Source organism: Mesorhizobium sp. XAP4 (genome assembly GCF_029269325.1).
Classification (GTDB): Bacteria; Pseudomonadota; Alphaproteobacteria; order Rhizobiales; family Rhizobiaceae; genus Mesorhizobium; species Mesorhizobium ciceri.
On sequence record NZ_JARIXW010000001.1, the window covers coordinates 495,707 to 512,559 of the forward strand.

Genomic DNA, 16,853 nt, shown 5'->3' on the forward strand with positions numbered 1-16,853 from the left:
GGGGAGGGCACCTGACCGCAGCTATCGCCTTGTGGGATGAACAGGTCTATGCAGGCCCTTCACAAGGCTTAGGAGAGGCTTCGGATGAGAAACGCAATCTGCCTCGCATTGACTGCGGCAGTGGCTGGGTGCGCGACCTCCCCGGTCGACTATGAGGCGTCGCTTTCGCAGCAGGACCAGAAATGGGCCTCCCCGGCATGCCAGCAGGCCCGCAGGGCGGCTTCGGATTACGAGGCTCGCGAGAAAGAGCATCCGGGATGGGGTTTCGGCGTCCTGCTTGGTCCATACTCGATGGGGCTCGTAGCAGCCATCAAGGAGCATGAGCAGAAGCAACGAAAGCTGTTCGCCCGCGAAGTGCACCTGCAATGCTCAAGCCTGCCGCTGCCGAAGGAACTGCAGGGCGATTTGAACCCTGCCGTACCGCCGACCAAGTATCCATAGACTGCCGCGCCTTCCGGGCGGAAGGCGCCGGGGTGGCCGCCGTCATTGGCGGCACCTCGATCTTCGGGGGCCGCGGTGTCTACACCGGCACCATCCTCGGCGCCCTGATCCTGACTGTGCTGACGACGCTCTTGACCATCCTGCAGATGCCGGAGGGGGCAAGGCGACGGCTTATTTGAGGGTTGTGGAGGGAGAGATAGGGGCGGGTTGAGGTGAATGGCTGCGTTTGGGCCGAATTCAGACAGGCAGCTTTTTGGCGCAAGGATGCGAACTACTGCCGTTCAACCAATGATAAAGGCTCAGATCGAATTTTGGTGCTTCTTCAAAATTTGCACCTATTGAGGATGCGCCACGGCCAGCCCGCGAGGACCGATCCGCTCTCAAAAAGCGTGTACAGGTTGACAACACCTTGGCCGCTGCAACATCCTGCCGGTTTTTAGACTGGGAGGTAGCATGACTATTTCGATCAACCGCCGCACCTTTTCCATAGGCGCGGGCGCTCTGGCTTTGGCTGCGGCCGGATTTTCGCCGGCACGCGCGCAGCAGGCGTTTTTCCGCATCGGCACGGGCGGAACGTCCGGCACCTACTATCCGGTGGGCGGCCTGATCGCCAACGCCATCTCGGCAACCGGGGCGGCCGGCGTCGAAGGCTTGGTCGCCACCGCCACGTCCTCCAACGGTTCGGTGGCCAACATCAGCGCCATCCAGTCGGGCGCGTCCGAATCGGGCTTCACGCAATCCGACGTCGCCTACTGGGCGCATTCGGGCACCGGCCTCTATGAGGGCAAGCCCAAGATTGACGACCTGCGCCTCATCGCGACGCTTTATCCCGAGACGATCCATTTGGTCGCGCGTGCCGACGCCGGCATTAAGTCGGTGGCGGATCTCAAGGGCAAACGCGTCTCTCTTGACGAGCCGGGCTCCGGCACCATCGTCGATGCGCGACTTGTGCTTGGCGCTTACGGTCTGGCTGAAAAGGACGTGCAGCCCGAATATCTCAAGCCTGGCCCGGCCGGAGAGCGGCTGCAGGATGGCGCCATGGACGCTTATTTCTTCGTCGGTGGTTATCCGACCGGCGCAATCGTTGAGCTTGCCACCACCAACAACATCACGCTGGTGCCGATCACCGGCCCCGAGGCCGACAAGCTGCTGTCCGAGCAGAAGTTCTTCTCCACCGATACCGTGCCGGAAGGCACCTACAAAAATGTCGGCGAAACCAAGACCATTTCCGTCGCCGCTCAATGGGTGACCAGCGCCAAGCAGACCGACGACCTCGTCTACAAGATCGTCAAGTCGCTTTACAGCGACGAAACCCAAAAGGCCCTGCAGGCAGGCCACGCCAAGGGCAAGCTGATCACGCTCCAGAACGCGGTTACCAGCGCTGGCATTCCGTTTCATCCCGGCGCAGAGAAATTCTACAAGGAAGTCGGCACCCTGAAATAAGAGCCATTTGGACCGGCTGACAACAACGAGGCGGAAGGGATGCTTTCCGCCTCTTTTGTCTGGAAATTCAGGACACGGAACCGGCCATGAGCGATGACGACAAGATCAAGCTTTCCGCAATGGAGTTCGATGAGGAGAACGCTCGCGAACTGGAGGAGAAATTCGACTCCGAAATCCGCTTCCGGCCACTGACCCGTGTCGCGGGCTGGCTGGTCGGCTTCCTCCTGGTGGCGCTGTCACTGTTTCACTACTACACCGCCGGTTTCGGCCTGCTGCAGGAAATGCTGCACCGGGGCATCCACCTGTCGATGGTGCTGGCGCTGATCTTCCTCGTCTTCCCGCTGGTGAAGAAAAGCTACGACCAGCCCGCGCGGTCCAGCCTCCTGCGGCCGCTCGGCATACCCCTTTTCGACTGGCTGCTGGCGATCGCTGCGGTCGTCGTCGTCATGCACGTGCCTATGATCCCGCTCGACGACCTTGCCTTCCGCGTCGGCAATCCCACGGCGCTCGACGTGGTGTTCGGCCTTATCCTCATCCTGCTTCTGCTGGAGGCGACGCGCCGCTCCGTCGGCATCCCGCTGCCCATCATCGCCGTCGTCTTCATGGCCTACGCGCTGTTGGGGCGGTACATGCCGAGCATTCTGGTGCACCCCGGCGCGTCCGTCTCCCAGCTTGTCGATCACCTTTATCTGACGACGCAGGGCATCTACGGCATCGCGCTCGGCGTCGTCGCCACCTACGTCTTCCACTTCGTGCTGTTCGGCGTCTTCGCCACCCGCATTGGCCTCGGCCAGCTCTTCCTCGACTGCGCGGCGTGGGTCGCCGGCCGCTACGCCGGCGGTCCCGCCAAGGTGTCGATCTTCGGCTCGGCGCTGTTCGGCATGATTTCCGGCTCGTCGGTCGCCAACACCGTTACCGTCGGCTCCCTGACCATCCCGGCGATGATCAAGCTCGGCTACAAGAAACATTTCGCCGCAGCGGTGGAAGCGGCGTCCTCGACCGGCGGTCAGGTGACGCCGCCGATCATGGGCGCAGCGGCCTTCCTGATGATCGAATTTCTCGAACTGCCCTACACGACCATCATCCTTGCCGCCATCGTGCCCGCCTTCATGCACTTCTTTGGCGTGTTCATGCAGGTGCATTTCGAGGCCAAGCGAACCGGCCTCAGGGGGCTCAGGCCGGACGAGATGCCCGATGTCGTCGAGGCGCTGAAGCGGGACTGGCCGACGATCATCCCGCTCGTCGTTCTCATCGGCGTGCTGCTCTCGGGCTACACGCCTTACATGGCCGCCTTCTGGGGCATCACCTTGTGTATTCTCGTCGGCTTGCTCAATCCGCGCCGGCGCATGTCGGTCGCCGACATCGTGACGTGTCTGCGCGACGGCGCCAAATATGCGCTCGCAGTCGGAGCCGCTGCCGCAACCGTCGGCATCGTCGTGGGCGTCGTCACCCTGACCGGAGTGGGCTTCAAGCTGTCCTACATCGTCACATCGACGGCCGGACACCTTTCCCTTCTCTTCGGCACCTTCATCCCCGAGGCGATCTTCTCGGCCCAGGGCCTGACCCTATTGTTCACCTTGATCATGACTGGCGTCGTCTGCATCCTGATGGGCTGCGGCATCCCGACGACCGCGAACTACATCATTATGGTGACGATCGCGGCGCCGGCGCTTGTCATGCTCGGCACCGAGCCGATCGTCGCTCACTTCTTCGTGTTCTACTACGGACTGCTGGCGGACATCACACCACCGGTGGCGCTGGCGGCGTACGCCGCCGCTGGCATGGCGGGGGCGGACCCGTTCAAGACCGGCAACACCGCCTTCCGGCTGGGGATGGGTAAGGCACTGGTTCCTTTCGTGTTCGTCTTCTCACCGTCCCTGCTGCTGGTGACGAAGGATTTCACCTGGCCGAACTTCTTCCTCGCCTTTTTCGGCTGCGTGCTGGGCATCACCTGCCTGGGCGCCGCGCTATCGCGCTATCTTCTGGTGCGCACACGCCCATGGGAAAACGTGCTGCTCGTGTTCGCCGCCCTGCTTCTGGTGGCACCCGAACTCTATTCCTCGCTACTCGGCGTGGCGCTTTTGGTCCCGGTCCTGCTGCGCCATTGGAACGCACGCCACACTGAAGAGGCGCAACCAGTCTGATCAGCGCCGCTCCAACGCAATCCTTCTCGGGGTTTTCGACGTCGCGCATATGCGGTGGGCGGACGGAAAGATGAGAGGGCCGACCATCGAGTCCATGACATTCCGCTGCGGGTTCTCGGCGCCGAGCGAGCTTCAGCCTAGTCGCGAAGATGTCCGCTCGTGAGAAGAGGCGATGAGCCGTGGCGATGACCGGCATGGGGCGCAAATCAGACCCTCCTCCCGGTCGAATCCAACAGCGGTTTTTGGCCTTCTTAGAATTACGGGAATTACGGTGACAGTGCACCTTTTACCCTGCCATGTGTCCGCCTATCCCCCCGCCAGCCGCGGCAGCAAAAAAATCTCCGCCCCCTGCGGCAGCTTCTTCGACCACGTATCGCGATAGATCGTCCCGTCGATGGCAACCGCGATGCCCTTGTCGATCAAGGGCTCGAGGCCGGGATACTGTTCAGCCAGCTTCCTGAACAGCTCCCTTATGTCCTTGGCCTCGATCTCGACCTTGCTGTTGCCTCCGGCGGTCGCGGCGAGCGAGCCCCAGAGCGTTACTTCGACCATTCCCGTTCCGCCTCGATCGCCGCCAGGATGCGCGGCGGCGACATCGGGATGTGCGTCATGCGCACGCCCGCGGCGTTCGACACCGCATTGGCGATCGCCGCCAGCGGCGGCACGATCGACGTCTCGCCGACACCGCGCACCCCGTAGGGATGATTGGGGTTGGGGATTTCGAGGATCTGGGTGTCGATCATCGGCAGGTCCGAACAGACCGGGATGCGGTAGTCGAGGAAGCCGGCGTTCTGCAGCCGCCCGTCCTTGCCGTAGATATACTCCTCGTTGAGCGCCCAGCCGATGCCTTGCGCGGCACCGCCCTGGTACTGTCCCTCGACATAGGTCGGGTGCACCGCCTTGCCGGCGTCCTGCACGACCGTGTAGCGGATGACCCTGGCGGCGCCGGTATCGGGATCGACCTCGATATCGCAGATATGGGTGGCGAAGGAGACGCCGGCGCCATCGGCGACGAGCTCGCTGTGGCCGGCGATCGGCCCGCCGGTCTTGCCCGACTCGACCGCGATCTCCTTCAGCGACAGCTTGCCGAGATTGCCGTGCTTCTCGCCCTTGGCGATCGCGTGGCCCTTTTCCCAGACCACGTCGTCGACGGCAATGTCCCACATCTGCGCGGCGCGCTCGCGCAGGATCAGAATCGCATTGCGGGCGGCCGAGATCGTCGCCATGGAAGAGGAGAAGGTGCCGCGGCTGCCGTCCGTCATGTCGTTGTAGCCGAGGCTGGACGTGTCGGCGACGATCGCCTTGACCTGAGAATAGTCGATGCCCAGTTCCTCCGCCGCCACCAGCGACAGCGACGCGCGCGAACCACCGACGTCGACTGTGCCGACGGCAAGCGAGACCGAGCCGTCCATGCCGATGTTGAGGTCGGTGCAGGTCTGGCCGCCGAAGTTGAACCAGAAGCCGCAAGCCATGCCGCGGCCCTGGTTCTTGCCCAGCGGCGCCTTCATGTGCGGATGGCTCTTCACCGCCTCGAGCGTCGGGCCGATGCCGATCGGGCCGTAGACCGGACCGTAGGAGGACCGTGTGCCTTCCTGCGCGGCGTTTTTGATCCGGAAGTCGACCGGGTCCATGCCGATCTTCTTGGCCAACTCGTCGACGGCGCTTTCCACCGCGAAGGCTGCCATGGGTGCGGAAGGCGCGCGATAGGCCGCGGTCTTCGGCCGGTTGACCAGCACTTCGTAGCCGACCGTCTTGACGTTATCGAGCTTGTAGCAGGCGAACGCGGTCATGGCGCCGATCTCGGCCCAGGAGCCGGCATACGGGCCGCAGCTGTAGCGCAGCGTCGCTTCGGCGGCGGTGATCGTGCCGTCCTTGCGGGCGCCGATCTTGACGTCGATCGAGGTGGCGCTGGTCGGGCCCGAGGCGCGGAACACCTCGTCGCGGGTCATCACCAGCTTCACCGGCCGTCCTGCCTTGCGCGACAGCGCCAGCGCCACCGGCTCGGCCCAGACATGGGTCTTGCCGCCAAAACCGCCGCCGATCTCCGAGGAGGTGACGCGCAGTTTCGAGGCTTCCATGCCAAGCAACTGGGCGCAGTGCTGGCGGTAGACGAAATGGCCCTGCGTGCACACCCAAAGGTCGGCGGTGCCGTCGGAACTGAAATTCGCCACGCAGGCATGCGGCTCGATATAGCCCTGGTGCGTCTGCTCGGTCTTGAAGGAGCGCTCGACGATGAAGTCGGCCTGCCCGAAACCCTGATGGACATCGCCATGGCCAAACTGGCTGCGCTTGGTGACGTTGGAGGGTTTTACCGGTTTTTCCTCAAGGCCCTCGGTGAAGATGGCATCATTGATCAAGGGCGCCGTGTGCTTCGCCGCCTCGTCGACATCGGTGACGTGCGGCAAAAGCTCGTACTCGACCTCGATGAGCTTCAGCGCCTGCCTGGCGGTGCGGGCGTCGATCGCGGCGACCGCGGCCACCGCGTGGCCGTCATAGAGCGCTTTCGTGCGCGCCATGCAATTGTCGAGGACGTCGTACATGGCGGCATCGCCATCGGTGAGGTCGGGCAGGTCGGCCGCGGTGATCACCGCCTTGACGCCGGCGAGCTTTTCCGCTTTCGACGTGTCGATCTTGACGATCCTGGCGTGGGCGTGCGGGCTTCTCAGAACGCGCCCGACCAGCTGGCCGGCCATGTTGAAGTCGGCGCCGTAGCGCGCGCGGCCCGTCACCTTGTCGATGCCGTCGGGACGGATCGGACGTGTGCCGACGGAGGCGAATTTACGTCCGGAAAAACGTGGATCGAAATTCATCTCAGGCTCCCTTCATCACGATGGCCGCATCCTGGACGGCGCGCACGATCTTGTCGTAGCCGGTGCAGCGGCAGAGGTTCCCGGCAAGGCCGAAGCGGATTTCCTCCTCGGTCGGGTTGGGGTTCTTGGCCAGGAGGTCCTTGGCCGCGATCAGGAAGCCCGGCGTGCAGATGCCGCATTGCAATGCGGCGTGCTCGAGGAATTTCTGCTGCAGCGGGTGCAGCGTATCGCCATGCGCCATGCCCTCGATGGTCTCGACGCGACGGCCTTCAGCCTCGGCGCCGAGCACCAGGCATGAGCACACCAACCGGTCGTCGAGGATGATCGAGCAGGCGCCGCAGTCGCCGGTGCCGCAGCCTTCCTTGGCGCCCGTCAGCCCCAGCCGATCGCGCAGGACGTCGAGCAGCGTCTCGTCGGGCTGGCACAGATACTCGACAGCATCGCCGTTGATTGTCGTTGAAACTGCAATTCCAGCCATCATTTGCCTCCTGCACGTGCATAGGCTGATGTGGCGGCCCGCTGGGCCAGCACACCCGCAACTTTTCGTCTGAATTCGATAGTGCCGCGCTTGTCGTCGATGGGACGGCAGGCGCCCGCACAGACCTTGGCGAGCCGCTCCAGCGTCGCCTCGTCCAGCCTGGAGCCGACGAGCACCTCCGCGGCCTCTTCAACCAGAAGCACCGTCGCCGCCACGGCGCCCAGCGCCACGCGGGCCGATTTGACGACACCGTGCTCGTCGAGCGTCAGGTTCACCCCGGCGCTGACCACCGCGATGTCCATCTCGGTGCGTGGAATGAAACGCAGATAGGCATCGCCAGACCGCGGCTCGCGCTTGTCGAGCAGGATCGCCTCGATGATCTCGCCTTTGGCCAGCGACGTCTTGCCCGGCGCGGTCGGCACGCTCTGGACGGGGATCGTGCGCCGGCCCGCCGGCCCGACGACCACTGCCTTGGCGCCGGCGGCAACCAGCGCCGGCACGCTGTCGGCAGCCGGCGAGGCGTTGCAGAGATTGCCCACGATGGTGCAGCGGCCCTGCACCTGCTTGGAGCCGATCAGCTTGGCCGCCTCGACGACACCAGGCCATGCCTTCTTGAGGGCGGTGTTCTCTCCCAGGACGGCGCAAGGGACCGCGGCGCCGATGCTGAAGCCTTCAGCCGTCTCCCGGATCTCGCTCAAGCCATCGATCGCCTTGATGTCGACGATCAACTCTGGTTCGGCAAAGCCGCCCTTCATCCTGACCAGGAGGTCGCTGCCTCCCGCGAGGATGGCGGCCGTACCAGCCGACCCGGCCAACTGGCCAACGGCATCTTCTATTGAAAGCGGACGTATGTAGCGCATCGTCTCCCCTTGGTCATCGCGATTTCAGCGACCGTTATAAACAGTCTCCTCATAATGGCTATCCGGTTCGTCATCTGCGGCGATTAGGCCAGGCGCCGCAATATCCAGTCCAACAGGCCGAAAGTGGCGCACTGAATGGCAGCAACCGGCTTTGGGTCGATTTTCGTGAAACTTCGGTCTGGATCAAGTGCGCTCATTCGCTTTTGTCCGCTTTTGGACCGGAACGGCCCTTAAGCCGGCAGAGCCGCTGCTTGGCCGCCCCGGCTGAAGCTCCCTGTGTTCGGCGGCCGCCCGAAACGCCTGCGGCGGCTGGCCAAGGGTACGCAGGAAGGCGCGCCGCATGCGTCCGGGATCGCCAAAACCGGCGGCTTCGGCGATGCGCTCAAGCGGGAGATGGCTGGTCTCGATCGCCGTGCGGGCCGTCTCGAGGCGCATGCGCTCTACCGCCTTTGCCGGCGTGAAGCCGGTCTCGGACTTGAAGGCGCGGGCGAAGTTGCGGGGACTCATGGCCGCGTGATCGGCCAGGCATTCGACGGTCAGCGGTTCGGCCAGGTTTGCCCGCACCCACTCGATCAGCGCGGCGAAGCGGCCGGTTCGCCCGCCCAGCTCGACGAAGGCCGAGAATTGCGACTGGCCGCCCGGCCGGCGCTGGTGCATGACGATCTGCTGTGCGGTGCGGCGCGCCACTTCAGCGCCAAGGTCATCTTCGACGAGGGCAAGCGCCAGGTCTATTCCGGCCGAGATGCCGGCCGACGTCCAGATGTCGCCATCCCTGATGAAAATACGCTCGGCATCCAGCCTGACCTTCGGGTAGCGGCGGTGGAAGTCGTGACTGCTGGCCCAGTGCGTGGTGGCGCGGCGGCCGTCGAGCAATCCCGCCCGTGCCAGCAGGTACGCGCCGGTGCAGACGCTGGTGGTGCGCCGCGCCGGCACCCGCCTCAACCAGGCGACGATCTCTTCCATCGCCTCGATGGAACGGATGATTTCGCCGCCCGATACGATGACGGTGTCGAAAGGGCCGTCGCGCAGAGGTCTGGTGAGAAGCTTCAGGCCAGAGGAGCTTTCAACGTCGCCGCCGCCGGGCGACAGCAAAACCAACTCATAGCTGTCCGGGCGGCAGCGCTCCGCAATCTCGAAGACGGTTGTCGGCCCGGCCGCATCCAGAAGCTGGAAACCGGGGTGAACGACGACGGCAACGTGCCTGCGCATGGCAGTATTCGCCCGATTTATGTCATTTCGGACGAAACCTAACGCCGGTAGCCTCGTCGTCAAGCCATCTGGAGACCGGCAAAAGTCCTGGACGAAACGCTGCGTGCCATCGCTGCCCGCCATGGTGCCCGCACGGCAGACTTCGTCGCCATGCAACTCGAATATCCCCGGCCACGCGCATCGCCGTGACGTCGCGAAGTCGACGGGCATCTGACCGGCTCGGGGGGACTTTTCACGGCAAGGGAGTGACTGATGAAAGCATTGATCGCCGGGGCCGGTATCGGCGGCCTCACCACTGCTCTGTTCCTGCATGAGACAGGCATCGAGGTCGAACTTTTCGAGCGGGCCGACGACATCCGCGAACTTGGCGTCGGCATCAACATGCTGCCTCACGCTGTCAAGGCGCTGGCCGGGCTTGGGCTGATGCCGGCGCTCGACGCGGAGGGGGTGAGGACACGCGAGCTTGTCTACACCAACCGCTTCGGCCAGATCGTATGGCAGGAATTGCGGGGCATCGATGCCGGCTATGAGGTTCCGCAAATCAGCATTCATCGCGGCCGGCTGCTGGGGCTGATTCACCGGGCCGTGGTGAACAGGCTTGGCGGCGACGTCATCAGCACGGCAAGCCGTGTCGATGCCTTCGAGCAGAACGAGGGCGAGGTCGTGGCGCATTTCCGCCGGCATGACGGCTCGCGCGGCGAGGCCCATGGCGACCTGCTCATAGGCGCCGACGGGATTCATTCCGCCGTCAGGGCCGTGCTCTATCCCGAAGAAGGGCCGCCGATCTGGAACGGCACGATGCTGTGGCGCGGCGCCACGCCATGGCCGGTGTGGCGCGACGGACGCACCATGGCGGTTGCCGGCGGCAATTTCGCCAAGTTCGTCTACTATCCGATCGAGCCGGATCGCGAAGAGACCAGGCTGACGAACTGGGCGGTGATGGCCAATACCGGCGATAGCGGCACATCACCGCTGCGTCCCGGCGACTGGAGCCGCCCGGGCGTGATCGACGATGTGCTGCCCTTCGTGCGTGACCGGTTTCAGCTTGATTTTGTCGACCCTGCCTCGATCATCCAGGCAACGGATGGCTTCTACGAATATCCGAACTGCGACCGCGACCCGCTGCCACGATGGTCGTTCGGGCGGGTGACGCTGCTCGGCGATGCGGCGCATCCCATGTACCCGGTGGGGTCGAACGGAGCCAGCCAGGCAATACTCGACGCTGGTTGCCTTGCGATGCATCTGGCCGCAGGACCGACCGTCGAAGCCGCGCTAACACGGTATGACGGGGAGCGGCGGCCGGCCACATCGGCCATCGTGCTCGCCAATCGGCAAGGCGGACCGGAAGCGGTCATAGACATGGTCGAGGCCCGGGCGCCGCATGGTTTTGATGACATCGACGCCGTCGCTTCGCGCGAAGAACGCAAGAGCGTGGTACGCGGCTATGCGTCCCTGGCCGGGTTTGCAAAGCCGAGTTGATCGCGAGTGGCGCGTTTTGCAGCCTACAGGTTTGCCTCGGCGAAGATGCGCGAGGCCCAGTCGAGGAAGACGCGAAGGCGCGGCGAGAGCTGACGGTTCTGCGGGTAGAGCGCCGACAGCGGCGTCGGCGATGGCGGATAATCAGCCAGCACCTCGACCAGCGTCCCATCGGCAAGATCCTTCTCGAAACGATAGCGCGGCGCCTGGATGAGGCCGAGGCCAAGCCGCGCCAGGTCGGCGGCGGTATCGGAATTGTTGGCGGTGACGCGGCCGGGCAGCCGCACCTCACGGATATTGCCGGCGACAGTGAATTCGAACGGAAGGGTCTCTCCGGTGCGCGACGAGACAAAGCCCACCGCCTGGTGACCGTCGAGCGCATCGGGGGAGGCGGGCGTGCCGTGGCGCTCGAGATAGGCGGGGCTGGCGCAGGTGATCTCGCGGATCATCGCGAGCCGCCGCATGATCATGCCGCTGTCGGGCGGCTCGCCGACGCGGATCACGCAGTCCACGCCTTCACGCACGAGATCGACCAGCCGGTCGCTCTGGCCGATCTGCAGGTCGATGCGGGGATAGCGGTCGAGAAACTCCGGCAGGCGCGGCAACAGGAATGTGCGGGTGAGCAGCGTGCTGGCGTCGATGCGCAGCAGGCCGAAAGGCTCGGCGTTGCGGAAGGCGGCCTCGGCATCCTCGATCTCGGCCAGGATCGACAGGCAGCGCCGATAGTAGGCTTCACCATCCTGGGTGGCGTTCACCTGCCGCGTCGTTCGTTCCAGCAGCCGCGCGCCGAGTTGCTCCTCCAGCCGCCGGATGGCTTCCGTCGCGGTTGAGCGCGGCAGGCCGAGATCGGCCGCGGCAGCGGTGAAGCTGCGCCGCTCCAGAACGCGAACAAAGAGCCGCATCGTGTCCAGCCGATCCATGCTCTTTGTTCGCAGTTCCCGAATAGTGATGTCAATGGGTGGATGATTATCCGGAATTCGGCTTGGCCTATATCCGTGTCACCAACAACGCGGAGAGACTTCGATGACAAATCAAACCAGAACCGCGATCGTGACCGGCGCCTCCAAAGGCATCGGCGCCGCCATCGCACAGCGGCTCGCCCGTGACGGCGTCGCCGTTGTCGTCAACTATGCACGGGGCCGCGCGGAGGCCGAAGAACTGGTCCGCGCGATCGAGACCGGCGGCGGCAGGGCGATCGCCGTGCAGGCCGATATCGCCAATCCGAACGGCATCGCCGTGCTGTTCGACGCCGGCGAGAAGGCGTTCGGCGGCATCGACATCCTCGTCAACAATGCCGGCATCATGAAGATTTCGCCGATCGCGCAGACCGACGATGCTTCGTTCGACACCCAGATCGCGATCAATCTCGGCGGCGTGTTTCGCGGCATGCGGGAAGGTGCGCGCCGGCTTCGCGACGGCGGCCGCATGATCAATTTTTCCAGCAGCGTCGTCGGTCTCTACCAGTCGGGCTACGGCGTTTACGCCGCCACAAAGGCGGGTGTCGAGGCGATGACCCACATCCTGGCCAAGGAGCTTGGCGCGCGCCGTGTCACCGTCAACGCGGTGGCGCCCGGACCGATCGAGACCGCGCTGTTCACGGACGGCAAGAGCGAGGCGCAGATCGAGGCCATCGGCAAGATGATCCCGCTCGGCCGGCTCGGCCAGCCCGACGACATTGCCGGGCTGGTCTCGTTCCTGGCCGGTCCGGACAGCTTCTGGGTCAACGGGCAAATCATCCGCGCCAATGGCGGCGTGGTCTGAGGCGGCAACCAGGCCGGCTTGGCTCTCCTGACTGCCTGACTTCCACACTCGAAAAGCTAAGGAAACATCATGCCATTCGCCAACATCAAGCTACCGCAAGCGGCCCTCTCCAAAGCGCAGAAGGAAGACCTCATCCATCGAACGACCGCGATGTTCGTCGACTTTTTCGGTGAGGGCGTACGCCCCTACACGATGGTGCTGGTCGAGGAGGTCGCCGACGGAGGCTATGGCCGGGCCGACGAAGTGTTCGTCGTGCCGGAAGTTTTTCGCGCGAAGGAGTAGTGCAGGGCTAGACCTCGAAGAGGTGCCTTTCACAAATTGAACCTTTGCCGCATCAGCCATCCTTCGTCGCACCGACCCAGTCGGCGGCCACTTCGGCAAACAGCCAGTCGCGGAACGCCTTGATCTTTTTCTGGCGCAGCGCGCCGTCACGGTAGACGACGTAGTAGCGCGAGGCGGATTTCAGCGCGAGATCGAAGGGACGAACCAGCCGCCCCGCAGCGAGGTCGGCCGAGACCAGCGCGCTTCGGCCGAGCAAGACGCCTTCGCCATGCACCGCGGCTTCGACGGCGAAGGTGGCGGAATCGAAGCGCACGCCGCGCTTGGGATCGATGCCGTCCACGCCGGCCTGTTGCAGCCATGTTGCCCAGTCGATGCGAAAGGCGTCGTGGATCAGCTTGTGATGCCGGAGATCCCCGGGCTGGCGCAGCGGATGTTCGCCTTGCAGCAGTTCCGGGCTGCAGACCGGGAAGACCTCTTCATCAGCGAGAAACTCCGCCGTCACCCCGGTATAGCCGCCCTTGCCATAGCGGATGGCGATGTCGATGCCGTCGCTGACGAAATCGGAAAGCACGCCCGAGGTCGACAGCCGCACGTCGATGTCGGCGTTGGCGCGGTGGAAGCGATGCAGCCTCGGCACCAGCCAGCGGCCGGCAAAACCGTCCGATGTGCTGACATTCAGGATGCCTGCCGTGCGGTCGGGCGTGGCGGCGATGGTGGCGGCGGCGATCTGGTCCAGCGCCGTCCTGACTTCCGATGCGTAGGCCGCGCCGACCGACGTCAGGCGCACGGACCTCGTTCCCCGATCGAAAAGTTGGATGCCCAGTCTGTCCTCGATGTTGCGGATGGCGCGGCTGACCGCGCCATGGGTGACGTTGAGCTCACCCGCAGCCTTGGAGAAGCTCAGATGCCTGGCGGCAGCCTCGAAGGCGGGCAAGGCAGTGAGGGGCGGCAGTCTGCGCGGCATGGTCCACCTGTGATCGTTGCTCACAAATCATGCACAAAGAGTCGTTTGTCGTCCAGCCCGGAAATGTCCAATCTATAGGGGTAGCAGCGGATCTTGATCGGCTTTCCCACCTCGCCGCTGCGCTGAACGACCAGAAACAGTGTGAGCAATCGTCATGCTTGTCCCCTTGCGGACGGCGTCGGCACGCTTGCGCCTACTGAACCACAGGAGACGAACCATGAAACCGATTCTCGAATCCATCAGCGCCGCGACGAGCGGTCTTGCACTCAGAGCCTCTGCAGTCGTCGAGCGCCGCCGCATGCTGCGCCAAGTTTCACGTTTCTCGAACCATCGCTTGCACGACATCGGATTCGAGCGCGACTGGGACGGCTCCATCCTGCGCAACGGGAGGTCGATATGACCAGCACCCTGATCATCGGCGCGACGGGGCTGCTGGGCAGCGAGATGGCGAAGGCCAGCGCCCGCAATGGCGATCGCCTGCACGTTCTGGTTCGTCCGGCAACACCCGGCGATGAAGAGCGCCTGCGTTCGCTGAAGGAGCTCGGCGCCAAAATCCACGTCGGCGATCTCGACGACTATGACAGCCTTGTCCGCGCCGCCGGTGCGGTGGACCGCGTCATCAGCTCGGTGCATGTGCATTCGGCCAGCGAGATGACGCTGGTGCGGGCGCTGAGCGATGCCGGCGTTTCCCGCTATGTGCCTTCCGCCGGCTTCGGCCTCGACCTCGCCGCCGCCGCACCGGGCTCGATCCCGCCACTCGACCTCAAGCGAGCAGTGTTCGACGCGATCAAGGAGGCCGATCTGCCCTATACGGTGATCTACACCAATGGCTTCTTTTCGACATGGGTGGCGACGCTGGGCGATCTGATGCGCTTCGGCTCGTCGCCCTTGCCGCCCGAAGAGGTGACACTTTATGGCGACGGCAATGTGCCGGCGACGTTCGTCAGCGAGAAGGACATCGCCGCCGTCACCTTGCGCGCGCTGAACGACCCCAATGCCATCCGCAGCGAGATCCGCATCGCCCGAAACAAGATCACCCAGAACGAAATGATCGATCTGTGGCGCCGGGTGAGCGGCCGCTCGCCGCATATCGTGCCTCAGAGTGCGGCGGAGCTTGAGGCGATGATCGCGTCAGCCCCCTGGCTCGGACTGCTGCGGGCATTCTGGATACGCGGCGAGACCGCGCTCGAGACGGCCACGCCGGAAGCCGGAGTGCTGTATCCGGAGCTGGCTTTCGAGACCATCGAGAGCGCCTTTGTTGCGATGGCGGGCGCCACTGGGCGGTAGGAACAGGAGCGCGGCGCTGAAGCTGACGTCGTCGGCGCGGCCGATGAATCCGGCTCGCGGCGTGAGCCGCCCGAGAAGGGCTGGCCTCACCCGTGCGGGCCTGTATCATGGTCATGTGAATTCCTGGGAGGAGGCTTGTGCATGCGGCTGAATCGGAATCTCTGTCAGTGGAGGGTTTGGGTCTTCATCGCCGCAATGGCGCTTTGGCCGCACGCGGCGCCGGCCGATACCCTCACGCCCGAGCGCATCACTGCTGCCCTGTCGAAGCTCGAAGCGCTTGCCGAAGCCGCCGTCGCAGACGGTGCCGTGCCCGGGCTCGCCATCGGCGTCGTGCGCGATGACGAGGTGATCTTCCTCAAGGGTTTTGGGCATCGCGAGGCCGGCAAGCCTGAGACCGTCGACGCCGACACGGTGTTCCAGATCGCCTCCCTTTCCAAGCCGGTTTCCGCCACCGTCGTAGCGGCGTTGGTTAGCGACAGGATCGTGTCCTGGGATTCGAAGATCGCCGATCTCGATCCGGCCTTCAGGTTGGCCGATCCTTATCCGGCAAGCCAGCTCACCGTCCGTGACCTGTTTTCGCATCGCAGCGGGCTTCCAGGCACCGCCGGAGACGACCTCGAGGACATTGGCTACGACCGCGTCGAGATCCTGCATCGCCTGCGGTTCGTGCCGCCATCGTCGAGCTTTCGGGCCGGGTATTCTTACAGCAATTTCGGATTGACAGAGGGTGCCGTGGCAGCCGCGACACCGACGGGAAAGCCCTGGGAGCAGGTCGCCGAGGAGAAGCTCTACCGTCCGCTGGGCATGGCCTCCACGAGTTCCCGCCATTCGGACTTCGTCAAGCGAACCAACCGCGCCGCGCTTCACGTCAAGGTCGATGGCGCCTGGGCAGCGAGGATAGAGCGCGATCCGGATGCGCAGGCGCCCGCCGGCGGCGTCAGCTCTACGGCACGTGACCTCTCGCAATGGGTGCGCCTCATCCTCCACAACGGCGTTTATGCCGGCAAGACACTGATTGCCGCCGATGCGCTAAGCCAGACGCATGTTCCGCTGATAGCGCGCGGCAACAACCCCGTCTCCGGCGGCGCATCGTTCTACGGCCTCGGCTGGAATGTCGAATTCGGCCGACACGGCCTGAGCTGGGGCCACGCCGGCGCTTTCAGCGTCGGCGCGCGTACCCTGGTGACAGTCTTCCCAAAGGAGAGGTTGGGCATAGTCATCGTCGCCAACGCCTTTCCGACTGGCCTGCCGGAGGGATTGTCCGACAGCTTCGCCGATCTCGTCTTCGACGGTAAGGTCGAGAAGGACTGGGTCAAGGCGTGGAATGATATCTATGCGGGCCTGTTCGGTCCGGCGGTCGCGGCGGCCAAGGCCGCCTATGCCGCGCCGCCGTCTCCGTCACGGCGAGCCGGGCCGGGCAGTGTCTATGCTGGCCGGTACGCCAACGACTTCATCGGCGACGCGATTGTGTCGAAAGCGGGAGACGACCTTGTACTCAAGGTAGGCCCGGCCGCCGGCCGGTCCTATTCATTGAGGCATTTCGACGGTGATCTTTTCCTGACCTTCCCCGACGCGGAGACGCCGGACAGCCCCTCGGGTGTAAGTTTCGTGGTCGGCGCTGACGGCAAGGCGTCGGCCATGACTGTAGGTTTTCTCGACGACAATCATCTCGGCACGCTGCAACGTGTGGGGGACTGA

Annotated in this window: 17 protein-coding genes and 1 pseudogene; 11 read left to right on the forward strand and 7 right to left on the reverse strand. The window is 64.4% G+C overall.

Going from position 1 to position 16,853, the window contains the following annotated elements:
• Positions 1 to 84 precede the first annotated feature (84 nt).
• From P3C39_RS02580 to P3C39_RS02595, 4 genes are all read left to right on the forward strand, one after another.
• Complete coding sequence (locus P3C39_RS02580; protein WP_024501714.1) at positions 85 to 441, forward strand: hypothetical protein; 357 nt, start codon at positions 85 to 87, stop codon at positions 439 to 441.
• Between the two features lie 32 nt (positions 442 to 473).
• Positions 474 to 620 carry a hypothetical protein gene (locus P3C39_RS02585; protein ID WP_263499075.1) on the forward strand — a complete coding sequence of 49 codons (147 nt, stop codon included), beginning with the start codon at positions 474 to 476 and terminating at the stop codon, positions 618 to 620.
• A gap of 274 nt (positions 621 to 894) precedes the next feature.
• Positions 895 to 1,884 (forward strand): TAXI family TRAP transporter solute-binding subunit, encoded by a 990-nt coding sequence (locus P3C39_RS02590; protein ID WP_013530643.1) that lies wholly within the window; start codon positions 895 to 897, stop codon positions 1,882 to 1,884.
• A gap of 86 nt (positions 1,885 to 1,970) precedes the next feature.
• A complete protein-coding gene (locus P3C39_RS02595) occupies positions 1,971 to 4,028 on the forward strand; it encodes a TRAP transporter permease (RefSeq protein ID WP_224674550.1) in 2,058 nt (685 codons plus the stop codon).
• 306 nt (positions 4,029 to 4,334) lie between these two features.
• Here P3C39_RS02595 and P3C39_RS02600 read toward each other — a convergent pair whose 3' ends face one another.
• The 5 genes from P3C39_RS02600 to P3C39_RS02620 form a co-directional block, all read right to left on the reverse strand.
• Complete coding sequence (locus P3C39_RS02600; protein ID WP_013530645.1) at positions 4,335 to 4,580, reverse strand: MoaD/ThiS family protein; 246 nt, start codon at positions 4,578 to 4,580, stop codon at positions 4,335 to 4,337.
• On the reverse strand, positions 4,568 to 6,838 hold the full coding sequence (locus P3C39_RS02605; RefSeq protein ID WP_013530646.1) for a xanthine dehydrogenase family protein molybdopterin-binding subunit: 2,271 nt from the start codon (positions 6,836 to 6,838) through the stop codon (positions 4,568 to 4,570). Before P3C39_RS02605 ends, P3C39_RS02600 begins: the two co-directional genes overlap by 13 nt.
• 1 nt (position 6,839) lies before the next feature.
• Positions 6,840 to 7,316, reverse strand: a complete 477-nt coding sequence (locus tag P3C39_RS02610; protein ID WP_275952595.1) for a (2Fe-2S)-binding protein — start codon at positions 7,314 to 7,316, stop codon at positions 6,840 to 6,842.
• A complete protein-coding gene (locus tag P3C39_RS02615) occupies positions 7,316 to 8,176 on the reverse strand; it encodes a xanthine dehydrogenase family protein subunit M (protein WP_027160812.1) in 861 nt (286 codons plus the stop codon). The genes P3C39_RS02610 and P3C39_RS02615 overlap by 1 nt, the downstream gene beginning before the upstream one ends.
• A gap of 183 nt (positions 8,177 to 8,359) precedes the next feature.
• Positions 8,360 to 9,385: a GlxA family transcriptional regulator gene (locus P3C39_RS02620; protein WP_275952596.1), complete on the reverse strand. Its 1,026-nt coding sequence runs from the start codon at positions 9,383 to 9,385 to the stop codon at positions 8,360 to 8,362.
• Positions 9,386 to 9,457: 72 nt separating this feature from the next.
• On the opposite strand from P3C39_RS02620, the pseudogene P3C39_RS02625 reads away from it, so the two are divergent.
• Together P3C39_RS02625 and P3C39_RS02630 are read left to right on the forward strand one after the other, a co-directional pair.
• Positions 9,458 to 9,574, forward strand: a pseudogene (locus P3C39_RS02625) (transcriptional regulator); the annotation flags it as partial.
• A gap of 63 nt (positions 9,575 to 9,637) precedes the next feature.
• Positions 9,638 to 10,864: a flavin-dependent oxidoreductase gene (locus P3C39_RS02630; RefSeq protein WP_275952597.1), complete on the forward strand. Its 1,227-nt coding sequence runs from the start codon at positions 9,638 to 9,640 to the stop codon at positions 10,862 to 10,864.
• Positions 10,865 to 10,887: 23 nt separating this feature from the next.
• Here the strand turns inward: P3C39_RS02630 and P3C39_RS02635 are convergent, their stop codons facing one another.
• Positions 10,888 to 11,781, reverse strand: coding sequence for a LysR family transcriptional regulator (locus tag P3C39_RS02635; RefSeq protein WP_275952598.1), 894 nt, complete (start codon positions 11,779 to 11,781; stop codon positions 10,888 to 10,890).
• Positions 11,782 to 11,884: 103 nt separating this feature from the next.
• Between P3C39_RS02635 and P3C39_RS02640 the strand changes: the two genes are divergently transcribed.
• Both P3C39_RS02640 and P3C39_RS02645 read left to right on the forward strand, forming a co-directional pair.
• A complete protein-coding gene (locus P3C39_RS02640) occupies positions 11,885 to 12,622 on the forward strand; it encodes an SDR family oxidoreductase (protein WP_024501705.1) in 738 nt (245 codons plus the stop codon).
• A gap of 69 nt (positions 12,623 to 12,691) precedes the next feature.
• Positions 12,692 to 12,904: a 4-oxalocrotonate tautomerase family protein gene (locus tag P3C39_RS02645; protein ID WP_013530653.1), complete on the forward strand. Its 213-nt coding sequence runs from the start codon at positions 12,692 to 12,694 to the stop codon at positions 12,902 to 12,904.
• A gap of 52 nt (positions 12,905 to 12,956) precedes the next feature.
• Here the strand turns inward: P3C39_RS02645 and P3C39_RS02650 are convergent, their stop codons facing one another.
• Positions 12,957 to 13,868, reverse strand: coding sequence for a transcriptional regulator GcvA (locus P3C39_RS02650; protein ID WP_013530654.1), 912 nt, complete (start codon positions 13,866 to 13,868; stop codon positions 12,957 to 12,959).
• A gap of 217 nt (positions 13,869 to 14,085) precedes the next feature.
• On the opposite strand from P3C39_RS02650, the gene P3C39_RS02655 reads away from it, so the two are divergent.
• From P3C39_RS02655 to P3C39_RS02665, 3 genes are all read left to right on the forward strand, one after another.
• Positions 14,086 to 14,268 carry a DUF1127 domain-containing protein gene (locus P3C39_RS02655; RefSeq protein WP_013530655.1) on the forward strand — a complete coding sequence of 61 codons (183 nt, stop codon included), beginning with the start codon at positions 14,086 to 14,088 and terminating at the stop codon, positions 14,266 to 14,268.
• Complete coding sequence (locus P3C39_RS02660) at positions 14,265 to 15,155, forward strand: NmrA family NAD(P)-binding protein (protein ID WP_275952599.1); 891 nt, start codon at positions 14,265 to 14,267, stop codon at positions 15,153 to 15,155. Before P3C39_RS02655 ends, P3C39_RS02660 begins: the two co-directional genes overlap by 4 nt.
• A 141-nt stretch (positions 15,156 to 15,296) precedes the next feature.
• Complete coding sequence (locus P3C39_RS02665; protein WP_275952600.1) at positions 15,297 to 16,853, forward strand: serine hydrolase; 1,557 nt, start codon at positions 15,297 to 15,299, stop codon at positions 16,851 to 16,853.

Coding starts and splice junctions, on each gene's coding strand:
- P3C39_RS02665 (WP_275952600.1), top strand. CDS start 15,297: ATGCGGCTGAATCGGAATCTCTGTCAGTGGAGGGTTTGGGTCTTCATC.
- P3C39_RS02610 (WP_275952595.1), bottom strand. CDS start 7,316: ATGGCTGGAATTGCAGTTTCAACGACAATCAACGGCGATGCTGTCGAG.
- P3C39_RS02630 (WP_275952597.1), top strand. CDS start 9,638: ATGAAAGCATTGATCGCCGGGGCCGGTATCGGCGGCCTCACCACTGCT.
- P3C39_RS02660 (WP_275952599.1), top strand. CDS start 14,265: ATGACCAGCACCCTGATCATCGGCGCGACGGGGCTGCTGGGCAGCGAG.
- P3C39_RS02580 (WP_024501714.1), top strand. CDS start 85: ATGAGAAACGCAATCTGCCTCGCATTGACTGCGGCAGTGGCTGGGTGC.
- P3C39_RS02595 (WP_224674550.1), top strand. CDS start 1,971: ATGAGCGATGACGACAAGATCAAGCTTTCCGCAATGGAGTTCGATGAG.
- P3C39_RS02655 (WP_013530655.1), top strand. CDS start 14,086: ATGAAACCGATTCTCGAATCCATCAGCGCCGCGACGAGCGGTCTTGCA.
- P3C39_RS02645 (WP_013530653.1), top strand. CDS start 12,692: ATGCCATTCGCCAACATCAAGCTACCGCAAGCGGCCCTCTCCAAAGCG.
- P3C39_RS02650 (WP_013530654.1), bottom strand. CDS start 13,868: ATGCCGCGCAGACTGCCGCCCCTCACTGCCTTGCCCGCCTTCGAGGCT.
- P3C39_RS02600 (WP_013530645.1), bottom strand. CDS start 4,580: ATGGTCGAAGTAACGCTCTGGGGCTCGCTCGCCGCGACCGCCGGAGGC.
- P3C39_RS02615 (WP_027160812.1), bottom strand. CDS start 8,176: ATGCGCTACATACGTCCGCTTTCAATAGAAGATGCCGTTGGCCAGTTG.
- P3C39_RS02590 (WP_013530643.1), top strand. CDS start 895: ATGACTATTTCGATCAACCGCCGCACCTTTTCCATAGGCGCGGGCGCT.
- P3C39_RS02640 (WP_024501705.1), top strand. CDS start 11,885: ATGACAAATCAAACCAGAACCGCGATCGTGACCGGCGCCTCCAAAGGC.
- P3C39_RS02605 (WP_013530646.1), bottom strand. CDS start 6,838: ATGAATTTCGATCCACGTTTTTCCGGACGTAAATTCGCCTCCGTCGGC.
- P3C39_RS02635 (WP_275952598.1), bottom strand. CDS start 11,781: ATGGATCGGCTGGACACGATGCGGCTCTTTGTTCGCGTTCTGGAGCGG.
- P3C39_RS02620 (WP_275952596.1), bottom strand. CDS start 9,385: ATGCGCAGGCACGTTGCCGTCGTCGTTCACCCCGGTTTCCAGCTTCTG.